Annotated in this window: 18 protein-coding genes; 9 read left to right on the top strand and 9 right to left on the bottom strand. The window is 68.5% G+C overall.

All coding sequences use genetic code 11. From position 1 onward, the window contains the following. Positions 1 to 684 precede the first annotated feature (684 nt). From BQ7388_RS01920 to BQ7388_RS01895, 6 genes are all read left to right on the top strand, one after another. The gene (locus BQ7388_RS01920; RefSeq protein ID WP_072499659.1) at positions 685 to 981 is read left to right on the top strand and encodes an alpha/beta fold hydrolase; all 297 of its coding nucleotides are present in this window, start codon (positions 685 to 687) and stop codon (positions 979 to 981) included. Positions 982 to 1,474: 493 nt separating this feature from the next. Next, the gene (locus BQ7388_RS01915) at positions 1,475 to 1,957 is read left to right on the top strand and encodes a MarR family winged helix-turn-helix transcriptional regulator (protein ID WP_009279523.1); all 483 of its coding nucleotides are present in this window, start codon (positions 1,475 to 1,477) and stop codon (positions 1,955 to 1,957) included. After that, positions 1,950 to 3,794, top strand: a complete 1,845-nt coding sequence (locus BQ7388_RS01910; RefSeq protein ID WP_072499658.1) for an ABC transporter ATP-binding protein — start codon at positions 1,950 to 1,952, stop codon at positions 3,792 to 3,794. The genes BQ7388_RS01915 and BQ7388_RS01910 overlap by 8 nt, the downstream gene beginning before the upstream one ends. Further along, positions 3,787 to 5,778 carry an ABC transporter ATP-binding protein gene (locus BQ7388_RS01905; protein ID WP_456319907.1) on the top strand — a complete coding sequence of 664 codons (1,992 nt, stop codon included), beginning with the start codon at positions 3,787 to 3,789 and terminating at the stop codon, positions 5,776 to 5,778. The genes BQ7388_RS01910 and BQ7388_RS01905 overlap by 8 nt, the downstream gene beginning before the upstream one ends. 210 nt (positions 5,779 to 5,988) lie before the next feature. Further along, positions 5,989 to 6,729 (top strand): peptidylprolyl isomerase, encoded by a 741-nt coding sequence (locus tag BQ7388_RS01900; protein WP_200781414.1) that lies wholly within the window; start codon positions 5,989 to 5,991, stop codon positions 6,727 to 6,729. 479 nt (positions 6,730 to 7,208) lie between these two features. After that, complete coding sequence (locus BQ7388_RS01895; RefSeq protein ID WP_072499657.1) at positions 7,209 to 8,270, top strand: septal ring lytic transglycosylase RlpA family protein; 1,062 nt, start codon at positions 7,209 to 7,211, stop codon at positions 8,268 to 8,270. Between the two features lie 94 nt (positions 8,271 to 8,364). Here BQ7388_RS01895 and BQ7388_RS01890 read toward each other — a convergent pair whose 3' ends face one another. Together BQ7388_RS01890 and BQ7388_RS01885 are read right to left on the bottom strand one after the other, a co-directional pair. Beyond that, positions 8,365 to 9,393 (bottom strand): 3-deoxy-7-phosphoheptulonate synthase, encoded by a 1,029-nt coding sequence (locus tag BQ7388_RS01890; protein ID WP_009279528.1) that lies wholly within the window; start codon positions 9,391 to 9,393, stop codon positions 8,365 to 8,367. 191 nt (positions 9,394 to 9,584) lie between these two features. After that, a complete protein-coding gene (locus BQ7388_RS01885; RefSeq protein WP_072499656.1) occupies positions 9,585 to 11,384 on the bottom strand; it encodes a glycerophosphodiester phosphodiesterase family protein in 1,800 nt (599 codons plus the stop codon). A 145-nt stretch (positions 11,385 to 11,529) separates the two neighbouring features. Between BQ7388_RS01885 and BQ7388_RS01880 the strand changes: the two genes are divergently transcribed. The 3 genes from BQ7388_RS01880 (at position 11,530) to BQ7388_RS01870 (ending at position 15,060) form a co-directional block, all read left to right on the top strand. Continuing rightward, complete coding sequence (locus BQ7388_RS01880) at positions 11,530 to 13,038, top strand: C69 family dipeptidase (protein ID WP_072499655.1); 1,509 nt, start codon at positions 11,530 to 11,532, stop codon at positions 13,036 to 13,038. A gap of 38 nt (positions 13,039 to 13,076) precedes the next feature. Beyond that, positions 13,077 to 13,607 (top strand): hypothetical protein, encoded by a 531-nt coding sequence (locus BQ7388_RS01875; RefSeq protein WP_072499654.1) that lies wholly within the window; start codon positions 13,077 to 13,079, stop codon positions 13,605 to 13,607. Positions 13,608 to 13,866: 259 nt separating this feature from the next. Continuing rightward, positions 13,867 to 15,060 (top strand): coiled-coil domain-containing protein, encoded by a 1,194-nt coding sequence (locus BQ7388_RS01870; RefSeq protein WP_234946763.1) that lies wholly within the window; start codon positions 13,867 to 13,869, stop codon positions 15,058 to 15,060. Between the two features lie 14 nt (positions 15,061 to 15,074). Here BQ7388_RS01870 and BQ7388_RS01865 read toward each other — a convergent pair whose 3' ends face one another. The 7 genes from BQ7388_RS01865 to BQ7388_RS01835 form a co-directional block, all read right to left on the bottom strand. Continuing rightward, positions 15,075 to 15,932, bottom strand: coding sequence for a LysR family transcriptional regulator (locus tag BQ7388_RS01865; protein WP_009279534.1), 858 nt, complete (start codon positions 15,930 to 15,932; stop codon positions 15,075 to 15,077). Between the two features lie 230 nt (positions 15,933 to 16,162). Further along, complete coding sequence (locus tag BQ7388_RS01860) at positions 16,163 to 17,410, bottom strand: metal-dependent hydrolase family protein (protein ID WP_009279535.1); 1,248 nt, start codon at positions 17,408 to 17,410, stop codon at positions 16,163 to 16,165. An 87-nt stretch (positions 17,411 to 17,497) separates the two neighbouring features. Further along, entirely contained in the window at positions 17,498 to 18,976 is a 1,479-nt protein-coding gene (locus tag BQ7388_RS01855) for an APC family permease (protein WP_072499652.1), read from the bottom strand. A 311-nt stretch (positions 18,977 to 19,287) separates the two neighbouring features. Next, positions 19,288 to 19,782 carry a prepilin peptidase gene (locus BQ7388_RS01850; RefSeq protein ID WP_072499651.1) on the bottom strand — a complete coding sequence of 165 codons (495 nt, stop codon included), beginning with the start codon at positions 19,780 to 19,782 and terminating at the stop codon, positions 19,288 to 19,290. Positions 19,783 to 19,871: 89 nt separating this feature from the next. Continuing rightward, a complete protein-coding gene (locus tag BQ7388_RS01845; protein ID WP_083558190.1) occupies positions 19,872 to 20,576 on the bottom strand; it encodes a nucleoid-associated protein in 705 nt (234 codons plus the stop codon). Positions 20,577 to 20,717: 141 nt separating this feature from the next. After that, positions 20,718 to 21,281, bottom strand: coding sequence for a PTS sugar transporter subunit IIA (locus BQ7388_RS01840; RefSeq protein ID WP_062529969.1), 564 nt, complete (start codon positions 21,279 to 21,281; stop codon positions 20,718 to 20,720). Between the two features lie 137 nt (positions 21,282 to 21,418). Next, on the bottom strand, positions 21,419 to 22,033 hold a 615-nt coding region (locus BQ7388_RS01835), incomplete at its 5' end, for a GNAT family N-acetyltransferase (protein WP_072499650.1).

Raw genomic sequence — 22,033 nt, 5'->3', positions numbered from 1 at the left:
TAGCACTCCGGTGCCCACCCGCGACCGCGCCGCCGCCCCGGCGCGTTGTGGNCGCCGAGGCACTGGGCGAGAGGCCCTCCGAGCACGAGCTCGTGCCGCTGCCTCCCCGCTTCGACTTCTTCGAGAGGCACGAGAGCCAGGACAGGTAGGCCACGCCGAGCGGAAGGCCACCGAAAGCCGTCACCCCCTGCACGGGGCGCATCGGAGCGCGACCGTCACCTTGCGGAAGGCGGCGGTCGCGCTCCTCTCACCTAGAATCTGGGCAGCCACGCAGCCAGGAGGAGCTTCCATGAGCAACGACGCACCCGCCCTGCCCGAACGTCACGTCCCCCGCCCCTACGCGCGCCCCACGGCGCCGCTGGATAGACGTCTGCAGGTCAAGACCCCCGACGGCGCGCGGATATCCGCCTTCTGCTACGCGCCAGCCGCCGACGCCGCCGTCACCGCGAACGCCGCCACGCCGGGTGTCTTGCCGGTCCTCATGCTCCATGGCAACGGAGAGGAGCACGGCATCTTCGGCGTCCTCGTCGACGCCCTCGTGGCCTGCGGACGCCCCGTGGTCGCCGTCGACTCGCGCGCCCAGGGCACGAGNCGGGCGAGTGGGAGGCCTGGGCGACGGCGGGTGACGAGTCCGCCCTCTACGAGGACGGAACGCCCGCCCCCAGCCGCAGGCAGGCGGCCCAGATGGCGGAACTCCTCCGGCTCATGCTGGTCGAGCCGCACATCGAGGCAGAGAGCCTGGGACGGATCTCCTGCCCCTGCTGCGTGATGGCAGGCGAGCTCGACCAGATTCCCGCGGACGAGACCCGCCTCATCGCGCGCTCGATACCCGGCTCGCGTCTGGCCTTCGTCGCGGACGCCGACCACACCCTTCCCAAGGTCGCCCCCGAGGCTGTCCTGCGCGAGCTCCTGGTGACGATTGCCGAGGCCGAGCACGGCGTCGATTGGTCGCAATTTCCCCGCAGCGTCCAACGCGTCTGAGCGGTTCCGGTGACCTGGGGCGTTGCGAGCGCCCCAGACGCGTTGGACGCTTTCGGATGGGATTCGCACGCGTTGGACGCCATCGGGCACGACGCGTGCGCAGAGCTGCCGTTCTCTATGCCACTTCCTGAACCTCAGCTCCTTCTCTATGCCACTTCCTGAACCTCAGCTCCTTCTCTATGCAAATTCCTGAACCTGGATCTCTCCCAACTGGGGTTTTACACGATCGATTTCAGAGAATGGCATAGAGAACGCAGGGGGAGGTCGATGGCGGGAGCGGACGGGCGCCACGACGCCGGCGCCACAGCGCCAGAGCCACGACGCCTGAGCCACGACGACGCCACGGCACCTGGGCCACGACGACGGGGGCCACGACGCCGAGGCTGCAATGTGAAGATTGCAAGGTACCTCTCAAATGATTCCTAGGTACCTTGACATCGATTTGCTAGGTACCTACCATCCCTCAGGTCAAACAACGCGAGGAAGGAATCTGGTGACCACGGAAGACGAGATGAACAGGGAGCTGGAGGAGGCATCGAAGTCCGTCGAGCGACGCATCCTGCGCCGCCTCGGCTACTTCGGCCACTTCCTGCACGTGCACGCGGGAGGGCGGGGCGGCAAGCAGTTCGTCCTCGTGCGCCTGCTGCACTGCGGGGGCCAGCTCACCCAGCGCGAGCTGCAGGAGAGCGTGGGCATAAGCTCCGCCGCCCTCTCGGAGGTGCTCGCGAAGCTCGAGGGAGAGGGACTGGTCGTCCGCACCCGCTCGGAGCAGGACAAGCGCCAGCTCGACATAGCCCTCACCGAGGCGGGCCGCGAGCTCGCCTGCGAGGTCGCGCGCAAGAAGATCGACTTCGAGCGCGAGGCCTTCGAGCCGCTCGACCAGGCGCGGCGCCTCGAGCTCGCGGACGACCTCGACCGGCTCATGGAGCACTGGAAGCTCATCGAGCAGAAGGAGAGGGAGGCAGGGAATGAGTAACGAGGAGAAGGCGATGCCGGGCCTGAGCTACGGCCAGATCCTCTCTACCCTGGGCGGCAGCGTCAGGGAGTTCAAGTCCACCTCCGTGTGGACGCCCATACTCGTCGTGGGCGAGGTGGTCATCGAGTGCATCATCCCCTTCATGACCGCCCAGCTCATCGACCAGCTCAACCTCGGCGCGGGCATGGACGTCATCGTCCGCTACGCGCTCATCCTGGTGGGGCTCGCCCTGGCGTCCCTCGCCTTCGGCGCGGGTGCGGGCTACACCTGCTCCGTCGCGGCGACCGGCTTCGCGCGCAACCTCCGCCACGACATGTTCCAGAGCATCCAGGACTTCGCGTTCTCGAACATCGACCGCTTCTCCACGAGCTCGCTCGTGACGCGCCTCACCACCGACACGACCAACGTGCAGCAGGCCTACATGATGCTCATCCGCACGGCCACCCGCAGCCCGCTGATGCTGACCTTCGCCATCGTGATGGCCTTCGTCACGGGCGGCAGCATGGCCGTCATCTACGTCGTCGTGGCCATCGTCCTCGGCTTCTTCCTCTTTGGGATCGCAGCCAAGGTCATGCCCATGTTCAGGCGCATCTTCCGTGAGTACGACCGCCTCAACGACTCCGTCGAGGAGAACGTCTCGGGCATCCGCGTGGTCAAGTCCTTCGTCCGCGAAGAGTTCGAGAAGCAGAAGTTCAAGCAGGCCTCCGGCAACCTCTACCACGACTTCGTGCACGTCGAACGCCTGCTGGCCTTCAACGCCCCCATCATGACCCTGGCCATCGACGTCATCTATACCGTGGTCATCTTCTTCGGCTCGCGCGCCATCATCCAGAGCCAGGGTGCCCTCATGAACGTGGGGCAGCTCTCGGCCCTCATCACCTACGGCTTCTCGATGCTCATGAGCCTCATGATGTTCTCAATGGTCTTCGTGATGATCACCATGTCCGAGGAGAGCGCGCGGCGCATCTGTGAGGTCCTGCTCGAGAAGAGCGACCTCACCAGCCCCGAGGGCGGCCTCACCGAGGTGCCCGACGGCTCCGTCGACTTCGACCACGTGGACTTCGAGTACTCCCGGAAGGCCGAGCGCATGGCCCTCTCCGACATCGACCTCCACATCAAGAGCGGGGAGGTGATCGGCGTCATCGGCGGCACGGGCTCGTCCAAGTCCACGCTGATCCAGCTCATCAGCCGACTCTACGACGTCACCAACGGCAGCGTGCGCGTGGGTGGCCACGACGTGCGCGAGTACGACCTTGACGCCCTGCGCGACCAGGTCGCCGTGGTGCTGCAGCGCAACGTGCTCTTCTCGGGCACCATCAAGGACAATCTGCGCTGGGGCAACGCCGACGCCACCGACGAGGAACTCGTCGAGGCGTGCAGGCTCGCGCAGGCGGACGAGTTCATCCAGCTCATGCCCGACAAGTACGACACCTACATCGAGCAGGGCGGCACCAACGTCTCGGGCGGCCAGAAGCAGCGCCTCTGCATCGCCCGCGCGCTGCTCAAGAGGCCCAAGGTCCTGATTCTGGACGACTCCACCAGCGCCGTCGACACCAAGACCGACAAGCTCATCCGCGCCGGGTTCAAGAGCTTCATCCCCTCCACCACCAAGATCATCATCGCCCAGCGAACCTCCTCCGTGGAAGACGCCGACCGCATCGTGGTCCTGGACAGGGGCCGCATCTCGGCCGTCGGCACCCACGAGGAGCTGCTGCGCACCAACGCCATCTACCGCGAGACCTACACCAGCCAGAACAAGCAGTCGCACGACCAGAAGATGGGCGCCCTCGCCTCGGACGGCTCGGCTGAGGGAAGGGGGGCGAAGTCCCATGAGTAGCAAGGACACCAAGGACCTGCAGGCAAAGGCAGGCGCGGGCGGAGAAGCAACGTCCAAGGCGGACGAGGCCACGCAGCCCGAGGGCGGCCGCGGGCACGGTCCCGCCAACCCCATGAAGGTGCTGGGACGCACGCTGAGGCTCGTCTTCGGCTTCTATCCCGTGCAGACCGTCGCCATGGTCGTGTGCATCGTCGCGGCAGCGGTCATCGCGTCCCTCCCCTCCATCTTCCTGCAGCAGGCGCTGCAGGTCGTGACCGAGCACTGGCAGAGCGGCGACTGGGCGGGCGCGTCCGGCCCGATCCTGCAGATCGTGGCGTCGCTCGTCGTGCTCTACCTCACCGGGCTCGCCTTCGTCACCGCGCAGGGGCAGCTCGCCGCCGTCGTGACCCAGGGCACCCTCATGAAGGTCCGCAACACCATGTTCGACCACATGGAGGACCTGCCCATCCGCTACTTCGACAGCACGCAGCACGGCGACATCATGAGCCACTACACCAACGACGTCGACGTGCTCAGGCAGCTCATCAGCCAGGCGCTGCCCAACATCCTCTCGACCCTCATGGCCATGGCGTCGGTGCTCGCCATCATGCTGTGGTACTCCCTGCCCATGACCGTGGTCGTGCTGGTCATGGTCGCCGTCATGGCGCAGTCCGTGAAGGTGCTGGGCGGCAGGAGCGCCCACTTCTTCCTGGCCCAGCAGCGCTCTCTCGCCAAGGCGGAGGGCTTTGCCGAGGAGGCGATGACGGGCGAGAAGGTCGTCAAGGTCTTCACCCACGAGCGCCAGATGGTACGGGACTTCGACGTCGTCAACGACGAGCTCTTCGAGGCTTCCAAGAGCGCCAACATCTACGGCAACACGATGATGCCCATCCTCATGAACCTCGGCAACCTCGCCTACGTCGCGGTCGCCCTCATGGGCGGCGTATTCCTGGCGCTCAACGTGCCCAACCCCTCTATCTCGGGACTGGCGCTCACCATCGACATCGTGGTGCCCTTCCTCAACCTGACCAAGCGCTTCGCCGGCTCCATCGGCCAGGTGTCGCAGCAGATCAACTTCGTGGTCATGGGCCTTGCCGGCGCAGAGCGCATCTTTGGCCTGCTCGACCGCGAGGCCGAGACGGACGAGGGCTACGTGACCCTGGTCAACGCCGAGCGCGACGCCCAGGGCAAGCTCGTCGAGTGCGACCACCGCAGCGAGATGTGGGCCTGGAAGCACCCCCACGAGGACGGCAGCGTGGACTACGTGCCCCTGGCCGGCGACGTGCGCCTCTCCCACGTCGACTTCGGCTACACGCCCGACCACACCGTCCTGCACGACGTGACGCTCTATGCCAAGCCCGGCCAGAAGGTCGCCTTCGTCGGGGCCACGGGAGCGGGCAAGACCACGATCACCAACCTGATCAACCGCTTCTACGACATCGCCGACGGCAAGATCCGCTACGACGGCATCAACATCAACAAGATCCGCAAGGGCGACCTGCGCCGCTCCCTGGGCATCGTCCTGCAGGACGTGAACCTCTTCACCGGCACCGTCATGGACAACATCCGCTACGGCAGGCTCGACGCCACCGACGAGGAGTGCATCGGCGCCGCCAAGCTCGCGGGCGCGCACAGCTTCATCGAGCGCCTGCCCCAGGGCTACGACACCATGCTCACCGACAACGCCGCCTCGCTCTCGCAGGGGCAGCGGCAGCTCCTCTCCATCGCCCGAGCCGCCGTGGCCGACCCACCCGTCATGATCCTGGACGAGGCCACCTCCTCCATCGACACGCGCACCGAGCAGATCGTCCAGAAGGGCATGGACGCCCTGATGTACGGCCGCACCACCTTCGTCATCGCCCACCGACTCTCGACCGTGCGCAACTCGGACGCGATCATCGTCCTGGACCACGGCCACATCATCGAGCGCGGCACCCACGACGAGCTGATCGCCCAGAAGGGCACCTACTACCAGCTCTACACCGGGGCCTTCGAGCTCGAGTAGGCAGGCTGGCGCCGCGCCGTCTCGACGTCGCGGCAGGGACGAGGCGCGCCTCGCGGGCCCGTGCGGAGAGATCCGTGCGGGCCCGTCGTCGTTTGGTGCGGCAGCATCTCCTGCGCGCCTCCCCGCCGTTTGGCGCGACCCCCACTGTTTGGCGCTTCCGTCCCGCTCGCGCTACCATGGTCGCCACGCCACGAGCCAAGGGAGAGAGACATGCGGAGCCAGGACCGGATTTCCAACCAGGGTGGGGAGCTTCTTCCCATGAGCCGCCGCACGCTCCTCTCGCTTGCCCTGGGCATGGGCGGGATACTCGCGCTCTCTGCCTGCGGCGGGGCCTCGGGTACGGCCACGAGGTCAGGCGAGAGTGGCACAGGGGACTCCGGCGCAGGCTCCCCCGGCGACGGGGCCGCCAGCGGATCCGGCGTCCTCACGGCGCCGCTGGACAACGGCTACGGAAGTGGCACCCACCACGCAAAGATCGAGGTCGAGGGCTTCGGCAGCATCGAACTCGAGCTCAACGCCAACGCCGCCCCCGTCACCGTGAGCAACTTCGCGGACCTTGCGGGCGCGGGCTTCTATGACGGGCTGACCTTCCACCGCGTAATCAGCGGCTTCATAATCCAGGGCGGAGACCCCAAGGGAGACGGCACCGGCGGCTCCGACCGCCGCATCAAGGGGGAGTTCAGCGCCAACGGGGTGGTGAACCCCATCATGCACAAGCGGGGCGTCATCAGCATGGCGCGCAGCAGCGACTACGACTCCGCCAGCTCCCAGTTCTTCATCGTGCACGAGGACGCGGGCTCGCTCGACGGCCAGTACGCCGCCTTTGGCAAGGTGACGGACGGTATGGACGTGGTGGACGCCATCGCCCAGAAGACGCCCGTCCAGGACTCCAACGGCAGCGTCGCCGCAGCGGACCAACCCCGCATCACGCGGATTTCGATGGTCGACTAGGGGCGCTTCCCGCACGCGGCCGGCCCATCGCGCTTCTCTCGCACAGCAAATCCATCGTGCTTCTTCCGTCGGCCAGGCCCATCGCCCCTCTCCCACGCGTCTAGACCTATCGCGCACGATTTAGTTGTATGCTGTTTTTCGCTTAGAACTTTGATTTATTCTTTCAGCTGTTTTCGTTTCCGCAGGTAGATGTGGTACGTCATTTCGGAATTGTATGCGGAATCCACAGACAACTCTGGGAAGGCGGCTCCAGGGGGAGCGCTTCGTCATCATGGGAGGCGGCACGCAGGCGGCACGCGCACGCCAGGCGGCAACACGCCCACGGCCGCAAACCCTCAAGTACAGATTCATGTTTTTTCTGCCAGGGGTCCCGTGGGGTCATATCATGTCAAAGATGCCCATTCGCCAACGAGGGTCGGGCAAGCTTCCAAGCTGCGGCCAACCCGGCCCCAGCGCGCCGCCCTCGCCCGAGGAGGACCATGTTTGACCTAAAGCCCATCAGCAGCAGGGTCGCGCGCGTGGCCGGAGCCGCCGCCGTCGCCGGTCTCCTCTGCCTCGCGAGCCCCCACGTCGCACTGGCCGACCAGAGCCTCGAGTCCCTCGAGCAGGCCGCCATCCAGGCAGCCGACAGCTACCAGGCCGCGACGGAGAAGGTCAGCCAGATCCAGGGGCAGATCGAGGACAACGCCGCCCACAAGGCAGAGCTCGAGGCCGAGCTCCCTGCCCAGCGCGAGCGTGCCGCGTCGGCCATCAGGGCGCATTACAGGCTCCAGCAGGACCAGGCCAACCTGGTCTCGATGCTGCTCTCGGCCGAGGACTTCAACCAGTTCCTCTCCCAGGCGCAGTACCTGACCGCCATCACCACCAGCAAGCTCAACGAAATGGTCCAGCTCACCCAGATGGAGCAGGACCTGGACCGGACCAGCCAGGCGCTGGAATCCGCCAAGGCGGCGGCAGAGGTCCAGGCGAGCGAGGCCCAGGGCGCCTACGAGCAGGCGGAGGCGGCGAAGCAGGCCGCCATCCAGGCCGCCTCCGCCAACGCTGCCGCCCAGCAGGCGGCCTACGAGCAGCAGCTCGCCGCAGGCACGCCGGACCAGTCGACCAACCAGGCCATCGAGGCTGCCACGGCCAAGCAGGGTGCCGACGCGGCCGATGCCTCCGCCCCCAAGGGCGGGCAGGGCCAGGACGAGACGACCCCCACCGCCAAGGCCGAGGAGCCCCAGCGGGAGGCGACGCCAGCCCAGCCCGCCAAGCCCAGCTACAACTACGTGGGAGCCTCCACCTACGGCGAGGGCGACGGGCTCATGTACAGCGCCACGGCCTCCGGTGACGTCGTGACCCCCACCTCCATGGGCGTCGCCATGAAGAGCGTGCCCCTGGGCACCGTGGTGGAGGTCAGCTACGGCGGCAACACCGTCACCGCCGTGGTCAACGACCGCGGCCCCTTCGTCGCCGGGCGAGAGATCGACCTCCAGCCCGCCGTCGCCCACGCCCTGGGCTTCGACGGCGTCGGCACGGTGGGCTATCGCATCGTAGGCTAGCCACGAGCGAGGCCCAACGCTCCCAGCGCACAACGGCGCCCCCGCGGTCCTCGGGCCGCGGGGGCGCTCGTCCCTCTCCCCCGGACGTCCGCCCCTAGAGGCGCTCCGCCATGTCGCGCACCAGGCGCTCGCTCGCGTCCCACCCCAGGCAGGCATCCGTGATGGACTGGCCGAACACTCCCCCGCCCACAGGCTGGCTGCCGTCCACCAGGTAGGACTCCACCATGAAGCCCCGGAAGAGCCCCGCGACGTCGGCGCTCCGGCTCACGCTGTCCAGCACCTCGTCCACGATGCGCGCCTGCTCGAGGGGCCGCTTGCCCGAGTTGTCGTGGTTGCAGTCGATGACCACGGCGGGGTTCTGGTACCTCTCGCCCTGGTACTTCTGGGCCAGCCGCTCGAGGTACTCGTAGTGGTAGTTGGGATAGTTGATGCCGTCGAGGCCCTGGTAGCCGCGAAGCAGCGCGTGCGCCAGGGGGTTGCCCGTGGTCTGGACCTCCCAGTTGCGGTAGATGAAGGTCTGCGGTGCCTGGGCGGCATAGATGGAGTTGAGCATCACGTCTGTGGAGCCGCCCGTGGGGTTCTTCATGCCCACGGGAGCGGCGATGCCACCCGCGACCAGCCGGTGCTCCTGGTTCTCGACCGAGCGGGCCCCCACCGCGACGTAGCTCAGCAGGTCCACGAGGTACTGGTAGTTGTCCGGGTACAACATCTCGTCGGCAGTGAACATGCCGCACTCGCGCACCACGCGCAGGTGCATGCGGCGGATGGCGCGGATGCCCCCAAGGAGGTCGGAGCCCCCTTCGGGGTCGGGGTTGTGCAGCAGCCCCTTGTAGCCCGTGCCCCTGGTGCGCGGCTTGTTGGTGTAGACCCGGGGTATCACCAGGACCTTGTCCCTGACCTCCTCGGCAAGGCGAGAGAGGCGGCCCATGTACTCGAGCACGGAGTCCTCGCGGTCGGCCGAGCAGGGGCCCATGATGAGGAGGCGCCGCGGACTCCTGCCGCAGATGACGTCGGCGACCTCGGCATCGAAGGCCCGCTTGCGCGCGACCTCCTCGGCGCTGAGGGGCATCTCGTCGCGAATCTCCCTGGGTATGGGAAGGCGACGCTTGAAGTTCATGGGCATGCTGGGGGACCTCCGGACGTTAGTCTCGCAACCATGGTCGGGCGGCTCGGGCTCGGCCGTGGGCCCGCAGGCTGGCGCCTCGGGCTCTGGGAATTATGGCATGCCCGACGTCACATGCGCGGGCGGCACGACGGCGTTCTCGCACGCGACACATACGCCTGCCTCACACCCGGCCGAGGCGGCCCGCACGACTAGGCCAGGAGTCCCGCCAGCCAATCCAGGGCGATTCCCACCGGTGTCCGCCCGTCTCGGTCCTGGAGCGCCTCCCGAACTCGCGGCACGTCGTCGGTTATCACGCCGTCCACGCCGTTCTCCACGACGCGCAGCACGTTGGACTCGTCGTTGACCGTCCAGGCCAGGACCTCGCGACCCTGCGCGTGCAGGTAGCCCACGAGCTGCGCCGTGCAGCTCGTCTCCTCCACCGAGAACAGGTCCGCCGCGTCCAGCTGGCAGAGGTCGCCGTACGCCAGGGTCATCACGTAGGCGCGCCTGACCTCGGGCGCCGCCTCGCGCAGGCGCAGCAGGCAGTCGTAGCTCATCGAGGTGAAGACGCACTGGGAGCCCATGCCCGCCTCCCTCACCTGGCGCGCGACCTCACCCTCGAGGTCGCGCTCGTGGCCTGTGGGCTTGAGCTCGATGTTCAGCCTCATGCCGGTCTCCTTGGCCCAGGCGAGGACCTCCCCCAGGGTGGGGTAGCGCTCCTCGGCGAACTCGGGCGAGAAGTGCGAGCCCGCGTCGAGCGCGCGAACCTCTTCCAGCGTGAGCTCCCAGGCGGCCTTGTCCACGCCCGAGACGCGCTTGAGCCGCGCGTCATGGCTCACGAAGATGCCCCCGTCCGCGCTCTGCTGCAGGTCGAGCTCGACCCAGTCCGCGCCTTGCTCCTGGGCCTGGCGGAAGGCGGCCATGGTGTTCTCGGGGGCCTCCAGGCACGCGCCGCGGTGGGCGGTCAGCTGCACGGCGGCTCCCCCCTGGCCGAAGGGCTCGAGCAGCGCCGGTCCGAAGGCGAGGAGCAGGGCCGCGCACGCACAGACGCCCAGGCCTGCCAGCCCCGCCACCAGGGCGACCCTTTCCCTGTCCCACGCACGTTGCGTCCGCGCCACGGCATGGCGCCCCTCTCGCGCCAGGTAGAGCGCGCTCACGCTCGCGTATCCCAGGGCGGGAGAGAGCGCCAGGCACACCACCGCGAAGAAGGCGAGAGGCGCCAGCACGAGGGACGAGGCGACGGCCGCGGCGACGGGCCGCTCGGAGAGCGCCTGTGCCAGGACGCCCGCCGCGCCACCACCTGCGAGCAGCACGAGGCCGGCGACAAGCGCGGCCAGCGCCTGGATGCCCACGAGCCAGAGGAGGTCGCGCAGGCGCCGACGCCGGCCCAGCTCGGCCGAGCGGGCGAGGCTCTGGCGAAAGTCGAGCCCCTCCCACACGAAGGCGTTGAGCGCGTAGGACCAGCGCACGAGCAGGACCACGACGAGGACGAGCGCGAGCGCGTGGGCGACCGTGAGCGCGCCGCTCTGGTAGATGAACTCCTCCACGAACTCAGGCACGGCGAGCGAGCGCACCACGCCGGTCGAGACCCCCAGGTTCACGAGGGGGACGAGCACCAGGACGTAGGCGGCGAGGCCGAGGTTGCGCGGGGCGAGGGCCCGCAGGGAATGCCGCGCGGCCAGGGGCAGCAGCTCCCGGAGGCCCATCGCCTCTCCCCTGCTCCCACGCTCGAGGGTGACGAGGACACCTGCGAGCTCGAACACCGAGAGGAGCATGAGCAGCGTCCCCACGACGACGACCAGGGCCACGCTGAGCGGACGCAGCAGGAAAGATCCCACGTTCTCCCAGGTCAGGTACGCATAACCCTGGGCGGCCATGGCGGCGTCGAGCAGCAGGCGGAGGAGCGGCGCCAGCCCCAGCGCCGTGCCGGCCCTGAACAAGAGCTCGAAGAGGGCCAAGGTGCGCCAGTTGGCGCACAGGAGTCGCAGGACGTCGCGAAGCGTCTTCATGGGGCCCTCTCTCCACGGGATTCGCCAAGACAGACTAGCAGAAGCCCCGGCGGACCCGATGCGGCTCCCTGCCGCGCGACGACTTCCCACGGACCTATCATGAGAGGGCACACGAGACGAGACGAGACGAGAAGCGGAGGTACCCATGCCCTGCACCACCCTACTGGTCGGCAAGAAGGCCAGCTACGACGGCTCCACCATCATCGCGCGCAACGAGGACTCCCCCTCTGGCGTCTTCACTCCCAAGCGCATGGAGGTCGTCCTCCCCCAGGACCAGCCCCGCCACTACCGCTCGGTCGTGAGCCACGTCCAGATCGAGCTCCCCGACGACCCCCAGCGCTACAGCTCCGTGCCCGACGCCGTCAACAGGGACGGCATCTGGGCGGAGGCCGGCGTCAACGAGTCCGACGTCGCCATGAGCGCGACCGAGACCCTCACCACCAATCCCCGCGTGCTGGGCGCGGACCCCTACGTGGAGCTCGTCCCCGCCAAGGGCACGCCCGGCGAGGAGGGCTACGTGCCCGAGGTCCCCGGGGGTATCGGCGAGGAGGACATGGTCACCATCGTCCTGCCCTACGTGAGGACCGCCCGCGAGGGCGTGCTGCGCCTGGGCTCCCTGCTCGAGGAGTTTGGCACCTACGAGCCCAACGGCGTCGCCTTCTCGGACCTGGACGAGGTCTGGTGGCTCGAGACCGTGGGCGGCCACCACTGGATCGCCCGCCGCGTCCCTGACGACTGCTACGTGACCATGCCCAACCAGCTGGGCATCGACTCCTTCGACCTCTCCGACGCCTTCGGGGCGCAGAGGGAGCACCTCTGCTCGGCCGACCTGCGCGAGTTCATGGCCAAGAACCACCTCGACCTGAGCCTGGAGCCCGGCGACGCATTCAACCCCCGCGAGGCCTTCGGCAGCCACTCCGACGCCGACCACGTCTACAACACGCCGCGGGCCTGGTCCATGCAGCGCCTGCTCAACCCCCACACCGGCAACTGGGACGACGGCTCGGGCGACCTCTCCCCCGAGTCGGACTCCCTCCCCTGGAGTCGCGTGCCCGAGCGCAGGCTCACCGTCGAGGACGTGAAGGACGCGCTCTCGCTCCACTACCAGGGGACGCCCTTCGACCCCTATGGACGCGGCGACGACGCCCAGCGCGGCAGGTACCGCCCCGTCGGCATCAACCGCAACGGCGAGCTTGCGGCACTGCAGCTCAGGCCCTACGCGCCCGAGGGCTGCCGCGCCGTCCAGTGGACGGCCTTCGGCTGCAACGCCTTCAACGCGCTCGTGCCGCTCTACGCGAACGTGCGCTCCATGCCCGAGTACCTCTCCAACACCACCGACGAGGTCACGACCCAGAGCTTCTACTGGTCGAACCGCCTGGTGGCGGCACTGGCGGACGCCCACTTCAACGCGACGGCGGCGGCCGTCGAGAGCTACCAGGAGGCGGTGGCGGCGCGCGGCCACGAGGAGCTGGCCCGCACGGACGCGTCTCTCCTCGCGCAGGGCTCGAGCCGCGAGGATGCCTGCGACGAGCTGGAGGAGGCCAACGGGCGCATCGCGAGGATGCTCCGCGACAAGACCGGCGAGCTCCTCTCCAAGGTCCTCCTCCAAGCCTCCCTCGACATGAGGAACGGCTTCGCCCGGAGCGACCGCTAGAGGACACGGGCCGCGAGGCGAGAGGGGCGTGGGCTGACATGCATGCGGGGGCGACGAACGCGGGGGGACGGTCCGGGGACGCCGAGGGTCAGGGCCCCATTCCGCCCGAGGGCTTCACCTTGGGGCTCGCCCTCTTCGACGGCGTGCCGGTGGCGCTCTTCTGCCTCTCCACCCTCGTCCTGGGCGGCAGGCTGGGGAGCCCGGCCTTCGTGGCAGGAGCCGTCCTGGCCTTCGCGGCGGGCCTCGGCAAGGTGTGCTGGAAGCTCCTCCTCGCCCTGGGCAGGGGCGACCATCCCCTCCTCAGCCGACAGCTCCGCTACCTCATGCCCCTGGGCTTCGCCCTCATGGCGGCGGGGATCGCGACCAAGATGGCCGTACTCGCCCTGGTCGCAGGCAGGCTCCTGAGCCTCCCCTCCTGCCCGCTTTTCGCCCTCTGGCCCGCCTGCATGCTGGCCATGGTCCGCTTCGCGCGGCACCGCGACCAGCTGGACGCCCGCTCCAACTGGGTCGAGCAGGCGACCAACTCCCTGGGACAGGCCGCCCTCCTCGCGGCACTGCTCCTGGCCTAGCGCCACGGCGAGTGACGCCGCCGCTCCGGGCGGACTCACGGTGCGGCGGCGNTGCCTCCCTCTGCCGATATGGTGCCTTCCATGCTAGCCCAGTCTCCGCGTCCCCCTGCCCCCAGGGCGCGAGGACACGGGAGCCGCCCCCGCCCCAAGGCATGTGGAGCTTGCGCAGATGAGGGCGCCCGCCTGCGTCTGGGTAGTATCCTTTCATGTCAGCATACGCCGATCTGCCAAACGCAGCCCAAACGAACAAGGGGACAACGTGGGACTCAACGACATGACGCGCCGGCGCGCCCTCAAGCTCCTCCTCGGCGCGGGAGCGAGCGCCACCGTGGCTGGCCTCCTCAACGTGACGAGCGCCTTCGCCGACACGGCGAGCGACCTCGAGCAGACCAAGCAGGACCTCAGCGCCGCGCAGGAGAGGTACGACCAGGTGCAGGCGCAGCTCGACCAGATCGCCTCCGAGTACGAGGCACTCTCGCGCGAGCAGTCCAAGACCCTCGACCAGATCGAGGGCGTCAACGACCAGATCGACAAGACCCAGGAGCAGATCGACAAGACCCAGGCCGACCTAGACAAGAAGAAGGAGCGCCTGAGCGAGAGGATCAACAGCGCCTACAAGTCGGGCAACACCGACTTCCTGAGCATCATCATGAACTCCGCCTCCTTCGGCGAGCTCACCTCGAACCTCTACTACATGGGCAAGATCACCGAGGCCGACGAGCGCATGATCCAGGAGGTCAAGGACGCCAAGGCAGCCCTCGACCAGCAGAAGGCCGAGCTCGAGGGCCAGAGGGCCGAGCTCGAGGCCCTGAACGAGACCCAGAGGCAGCAGCTCGCGCAGATGCAGTCCAAGCAGGAGGAGGTCCAGGGCGTCCTCGCGGGGCTCGACCAGGACGTGAAGGACCTCATCGCCAAGCGCGACGCCGAGATCCAGGAGATGGCCGAGGAGAAGGCACGCCAGGAGGCCGCCGCCGAGGCGGCCCGCAAGGCGGCTGCCGCTGCGGCCTCGTCCTCCGCGGGCGGGGGCGCCTCGTCCAACGTCTCCGGGAGCCTGGGGGCGGACGGCGCGACCACCGGCTCGCAGGCCCGCGTCCTCGCCGCCTGCCAGTCGACCCCCTCGCCGGGCGCCGGCCTCTGCGCCATGTGGGTCAGCCAGGTCTTCAGCAACGCCGGCTACGCCTATGCCGGCGGCAACGCCAACGACATGTACAACGCCTGGTGCACGAGCTCCAACCTGGGCCAGCTCAAGCCCGGCATGATCGTGGCCGTGTCGAGCCACCCGCACACGAGCGCGGGACGCATCTACGGCCACATCGGCATCTACGTGGGCAATGGCACCATCATGGACAACGTGGGCTACGTGCGCACGGGCAGCCTCAGCGAATGGATCAGCTACTACGGAGGCACCGTCACCCCGCGCTGGGGCTGGCTGATGGGCATCGTGCTGGCCTAGGCGCGGCAGGCCTCCTAACAGGCACTCGAGTCGAGCAGGGCAAAGAGCGCGGCGGCAGGGGGAGAGAGCGGCGCGTCACGCCTGCAGGCGACGTAGGTCGTGCGGAAGGCGGGATTGTCGAGGTGCCGCACGATCACGTCGAAGGGGCAGCGCTCGAGCGCGAGCGAGGGCAGGAGCGACACGCCCAGCCCGCTCTCGACCATAGAGATGATGGCCGTGACGTCCGCCGTCTCGAAGCGCACCCTGAGGTGGCGCAGGTCGGCCTGGAGCAGGGGCGCCGTCTCGGCGTCCGCCACGAACTCCTCGTCCGCTAGCTCCTCGATGTCCACGCGCGCCCGCGACGCAAGACGGTGGCGTTCGGGGAGCACGGCCACGATCTCGTCCCTGTCGAAGGGCCGTGCCAGCAGGTCCTCCCTTCCCGCCACGTTGGGAAGGAAACCCAGGTCGACCTCGTCCTCCAGGATGAGCCGCTCGACCTCGGCGTAGGTTCCCAAAAGGAGGTCCACCCGGATTCGCGGGTTCTCGGCCACGAAGAGCCCGAGCGGGCGGGGCAGCCGGTAGGCGGCGATGCTCGAGGTCGCGGCGACCCTCACGGAGGGCAGGTCCTCGTCCGCCTCGTCGAGCTTCAGCTGGAGGCGGTCGTAGCTGCGGCAGAGCTCCTCGACCAGGGGGAGGAGCTCCTCTCCCCTGCGCGTGAGCACCACGGGGCCGCCACCACGCCCGAAGAGCCTCACGCCCCAGAGCCGCTCGAGGTCAGAGATCATGTGGCTCACGCCCGACTGCGAGTAGCCGAGGGCGCCCGCCGCCTTGGTGAAGCTCCCCCTGCGCGCCGCCTCGAGGAAGGCGCGGTACTTGTTGATGTTGGCGCTCATGTCCCCTCCCCAGAACGCCCCGAGTCTAGGACGCGGACGCGGCGAAGAGAAGCCCCCATCCACCGGACGGGGACGAGGGCGGGGGAGGCGGTCCCGGCACGGGCTGGAACCGCCTCCCGGGCAAGGGACCCCGCGGCCCGCAGCGCAGGACGGGCCGAGAGAGGGCGGGGAGGGTGGGCGCCCCGCCCAGGGAGTGGGAGCGGGGCGCCTCGGGGGGGTCGGTGGCAGGGCTACAGGGCGTCCTTGATGATGATGTCGCCCTCCTTCATGATCACGTCCATGTTGTCGGGCGTGAGGTCGTGGATGTCGGCCAGGACGTCGCCCCTGACCATGAGGAGGTCGGCGAGCTTGCCCTTCTCGATGGAACCGAACTCGTCCTCCTTGTGGACCATCTTGGCGCCGTTGAGCGTGGCGGCCGTGATGGTGTCCATGGCCGGGATCTCGCAGTGGTCGACCCAGGCGTACATCTCGTCGATGGTGGTGTAGCCGTAGGGCGTGCTGAAGCTGAAGGAGTCGGAGCCCACGGTGAGGGTGACGCCCAGCTCGTAGGCGCGCTTGAGGTTGGCCCAGGTGCGCGCGATGCCCTTCTCGGCGTTGTCCTTGCCGGGGAACTTGTCCAGCTCGGGCGTCCACTCGGGCGGGTAGGTGCCGTACCAGCTGGGCAGGAAGCCCACGGTGGGCGTGAAGAAGGTGCCCTGCTCGGCCATGAGGCTCATGGTCACGTCATCCAGTTCGAAGCCATGGATCAGCTGCTCGCAGCCGAAGCGGACGGAGTCGTACGCGGCCGAGATGCTGTTGTAGGAGTGCGACCAGACGGGGATGCCCACCATCGCGGCCTCGTCGCAGACGGCCTTGATCTCTTCCGTGCTCATGAGCTGGGCACGGCCGGAGTCCCAGCGCCAGATGCCGCCGCCGGTCGCCCAGATCTTGATGGCGTCGGGGTTCTCGCGCAGGCGCATGCGGATGGCGTGACGCAGCTCCCAGGGACCGTCCACCTGATCGCCCCAGGGGTGCCCGTTCTTGGACATCTCGAAGGGCAGGTGGTGGGAATCGCCGTGGCCCGCGGTGCGGCAGAAGCCCAGGCCGGTGGCGAAGATGCGCGGCCCCTTCATGACGCCCATGTTGACCAGGTCGCGGATGGCTATGCCGTTGCGACCGATCTCGCAGCAGGTGGTGAGGCCGTGGGTCACGGCGTCGTAGGCCTGCTTGACGGCGCAGGCCTGCTTCTGCGCCACGGTCTCGATGACCCAATCGTTGTCGTTGTCGGTCAGGTTGCCCGAGAAGTGGATGTGCGTGTCCACGATGCCCGGCATGAGGGTGTGACCGGCCGCGTCGATGACCTTGTATCCCTCGGGCACCTCGGTCGCCGTGCCGGCATAGGCGATGGTCTTGCCGTCCACCAGGACGAGGCTGTCCCCGACTGCGGCCGCACCGGTTCCGTCTACGAGCTTGCCGCCCACGAATGCGTACTTGCCCATGATCCTGCCTCCACTTTCCTAGCTTGACTTCCTACCTTGCGTGAGGTCGCCCGGCATGCGCGCGGCGAATCCCGGGCGATGGTTGCCTTACTGGCGCCCTTGGGCCACGCCCACGGACGCACGCCCCTCTCCCCTTCTGCCGAAGGCCAGGAGCAGGGCGAAGCCTAGGACCACCCAGGCGATGGTGATGGCCCACTCCACACCGTTGAGGGCGGCGGGGCTCGCGGGGACCACCATGAGGGCGATGATCAGGAGCCCGGCCACTATGGCGCAGCAGATGCCAAACCTGCCGCCGTTCACCTTGTAGGGACGCTTGAGCTCGGGCTCGGTCCTGCGCAGGCGCAGGCAGGCGAAGCCGGCCATGGTGCAGGCGAAGATGAAGCCCAGGGAGGCCACGTTGGTGAGGGGGACGAGCATGTTGCGGCCCAGGAAGGGCCCGACGAGCGTCAGGACGGCCAGCACGACGTTGGCCTTCTTGGGAGCGCCGGACGCAGGGTCGATCTGGGCGAAGGACGCGGGGAGCATCTCCTTGCGTCCCATGGCGAGCATGAGGCGGGTCGAGGCGCCGAAGAAGGAGTTCATGGGACCCAGGGGGCCCAGGGTCGCGATGACCAGCATCGCGACGTAGAAGAAGAGGTTGATGCGCTCGAGCACTGCCAGGGCGGGCACGGAGGCGCGCACGAACTCATGCCAGTCGATGATGGAGCCGAAGGAGTAGATGCAGACCAGGTAGAAAACCCCGGAGGCCAAAAGGGCGATGGCCGGGACCAGGCCGAACTTCTTCCAGTCGAGGTTGGCGGAGGCCTCCTCGGCCTGCTGCGGGATGGTGTCGAAGCCGGCATAGAAGAAGGGGGTCATGACCAGGACCGCGACCACGCCGCCCAGAAGGCTCGTGGCACCGGTCGACCTACCGCCCGCCGCCTCGCTCACCTGGGAGAAGACGGGCAGCGCGTTGGAGGGGGATCCCGTGGCGATGGAGATGGCCATGGCGAGGACCATGCCGGCGAGGAGCGCCTTGGTGAGGAAGGACGAGAGCTTGGCCGCGGCGCCGGCACCCTTGAAGTTGAGGTAGATCACCAGGACGGCGAAGCACAGGGCGATGACCGTGGGCCAGAGGTAGACGTCGGCGCCGAGGATGGTGTAGAGGCGCACGGAGCGCAGCCACGCGAGGGCGGGGAACTCGGCGAAGCGGTCGGTGAGCAGAGTCGAGATGGCGATGGCCTCCCAGGGGCAGAGCGGGGCGTTGCCCAGGAGCAGCATCCAACCGGTGAGGAAGCCGAGCTTGCGCCCGAAGGTGCGGTCGACGTACTCGATGATCCCGCCCGAGATGGGGATGGCGGCGGTGAGCTCGCCGAAGCACATGCCTATGGGGACGAGGAAGACGGCGCCCAGGGCGAAGGCGATCATGGCGGGCACGGGGCCTCCGCCCAGGACCATCCAGTCGCCCACCAGCAGAACCCAGCCCGTGCCGATGATCGCTCCGAAGCCGATGGTGAAGAAGTTGAAGAGCGTGAGCTCCTTCTTCATGCCACCGGAGGCGACGGGCTGCCCAGCCTTCTCAGACATGCGTCCCTCCCCCTCTTGCGCGGGGCGTGCCCGCGTCGGAATCGGTTCGCGTCCCCCGACGGGGTGCGCCTTCTCACATAGCCTTCTCACATAGCCTTCTCACATAGGAAAAGTTAGTAAGTGGGGTCCGGGGCCGACCCCGCCCGAAATGCGGGCGGATGCTCTGGCGGCGCGAACGGCAGGGACGCACGACGGGGGCATGACGCTTCCTAATGGACACATGAGCGCGACTCATCTGGGTGCCTCGCGGAGGCAATGGGGAGAGGGGCCACGGGACCCCTCCCGTGTCAGGCAGCCCCTTTTGGCGCCCCCTAGCGAAGGGCGACCAGCAGGAGGGCGGCCACGGAGATGGCTGGTGCCCAGGCGAAGTCCTGCCGGAGGAGGGAGCTGCCAGGTCCACCGCGACCCGCGCGCGCGAGGTGCGAGACGAACGCGGGAGGCAGAGCCAGAAAGCAGGAGAGGGCGACCAGGACGAGGCCCCCCTCGAGCCCCAGGTGGCAGGAGAGGGCGGCGAGGAGCTTCAGGTCTCCCCCGCCCATGCCGGGCGCATGCAGCAGCCGCGCGGTCGCGAGGGAGAAGGCGAGGAGAAAGGTGCCCACGGCAAGGCCCGGCACGAGGGCGCCCGCGAGCTCGAGCGCGAGCGCGACCGACCCGCGGGAGGGGTCGTGCGCCCAGACGACGCGCGCCATCCCCAGCACAAGGACGGCGACGACGCACCCGTTGGGGATCCTGCGCTCCCTGAGGTCGACGACCGAGGCCACGACGAGGACGAGCGCGAGGCCAGCGAGGGCAGGCAGGGGTGGCATGTCTCCTCCAAACCGTATCTTGCGTGTGGCTCGCGACGCCGCCATTGTCCCATCACCGGGCCGCCACTCCCCCGTCCTTGCCTAGAATGTCAGCTGAGCTTGCCCAGACGGGGCACCCCCGACGCCACGCACAGGAAGGNGGGAATGATCAGGCGCTCCTGGCTGCCCTGGGTGCGCGGCTTGTCCCTGAAGTCGATGCTCAGGTCCTGGAGGTCCACCAGGAGGTAGGAGTCCACCTTGGCGGTGGGGTTGGGCAGGGTGGAGTCCTGGCGCAGTATCTCGTTGGCGGCCATGCCGGACGCGTCGTTGCCCAGGTCGTGCACGAAGGCCTGCTTGCGGGGAAGGAGCACCGCGGCGAAGCAGCGCCGGCTCAGGTCCGGCGCCTCGTCCTCGTCCAGGCTGGTGGCCGCGTCCTCGAACGCCTGCGCCACCTGGGTCTTCTCCGCCGCCTTGGAGCCCATATCCTGCGTCTCGCTGAAGTCGGCCACCAGGAGGTCACACTCCTCGAGCTCCTCGCAGCGCCTCAGCTCCTCCCAGAGGTACCGTCCCAGCTGGTCGGATATCTCGACGAAGCCCACCTGCCCCCGGCGGTACTCGTCGAGGGTCTGCGCGAAGGCGCTCTGCTCGCTGAAGCTGCCATGCCGGTTGTCGGGGCTCGACGACACGCTCCTGAGCCGCCGCTGCACGTAGGACCTCACCGGGCGCTGCGAGAGGTCCAGCTCGCGCTCCGAGAGGTAGCTGCTCCCGGTCTCGAACTCGAAGGCGTGCAGTATGGCGTGGGTCACTCTGAGCATGGTCTCTCCCTGCTTGTCGTTCGCGGGCGGCCGGGGTCGGCCGCGGGCACCTAGGATAGCCCAGCCGAAGCCCAGGCAGGCATCGACAAGCAAGGTGGCCCCTCTCCCCTTTCGTGGCGAGAGGGGCGGACTGCCTCGCCCCTAGCGCTCCACCTGGAGCAGGGGGTCTCCGACCTTCACGAGGGGACGGCCCCCGATGAGCGTGCCGCTGCTCGACACGTTCTTGACCGACCTCAGGCTGTCGCTGTTGGTGATGGCGACCGTGACGACGTCCTCGTACCCCGCGGCGGCGATCCTGTCGCGGTCGAAGACGATCAGCGGGGTGCCCGCAGCCACCTCGTCGTTGGCCTCGACGAAGCGCGTGAAGCCCTTGCCCTCCATCCTCACCGTGTCGATGCCCACGTGGATGAGGACCTCGACGCCGCCGGGCAGGGTCATGCCGATGACGTGGTTGGTGACGGCCGTCACGCTGATGCGGCCGGTAGCCGGAGCGTAGACGATGCCCACGGAGGGCAGGATGCCGCAGCCCTCGCCGAAGAAGCCCGACGAGATCGCCTCGTCGTGGACCTCGCCCAGGCTCACGACGGCGCCCGTGACCGGGGCATAGACCATGTCGTCGTCCACGTGGAAGACGGCGGGCTTGGGCGCGCCCGCCTCGTCCCCGGAGGAGAAGAGGCTTCGCTTGATGGTGTCGATGAGTCCCATTGCGTTTCCTTTCGCGCGGGAGGTGGCTGCCGCTCAGACAGGTCCGACGATACCCGATTGCGGGGATGGGACGGGCCTGGCGGCGGCCGTCGGCGCCAAACGGCCCGCCTGGGGCTATGGCCCCAGGCGAGGTGGGGCTACGACCCCAGGCGCAGGCCGTAGAGGTAGACGGATTCCTCGCCACCGTCCGCGGCCCGCCTGCGCTCCTGGACGAGCGAGAAGCCGCGCGACTCCATGAAGTCGACGTCACAGTCGTCGCCCATCACCAGGAAGCAGCCACGCTGCCCACCCTCGTCGAAGCGTGCCACCATGTCGCCCAGAAGGCGGCTCCCTATGCCCCTGCCCTGGGCGTCGGGGCGCACGACGAGGAGGTTGACCTCAGCGTCGGAGCTCGCGTACTCGCGCGAGATGAAGACGTCCGCCATGGTGTAGCGACGCAGGCGGCCGAAGAGCTTGTCCTCGACCTCGATGCCGCCGAGCTTGGCACGCTTGCGGGCCTTGACCATGACGTCGGCGAAGCGCTGGCCCCAGTCGGGGTCGACCTGGGCCAGGCCGCCCCGTGAGACGCCGCCGAAGCAGGCCCCCACGACGCGCTGGCCGCGCACGGCGACGTGCGCGTGCTGGGAGCGCTGGAGGGCGCCGAGCGTCATCACGCGGCCGAACACTATGCGGTCATAGACGCCCTCGACGCTCGAGCACCAGATGCGCGAGCAGATGTCGGTCACGTCGTCGAAGTCGCCCTCGCGGAAGGG

Source organism: Olsenella phocaeensis, from assembly GCF_900120385.1.
GTDB classification, from domain to species: Bacteria; Actinomycetota; Coriobacteriia; order Coriobacteriales; family Atopobiaceae; genus Olsenella_I; species Olsenella_I phocaeensis.
This window is presented reverse-complemented; position numbering and strand designations above follow the sequence as displayed.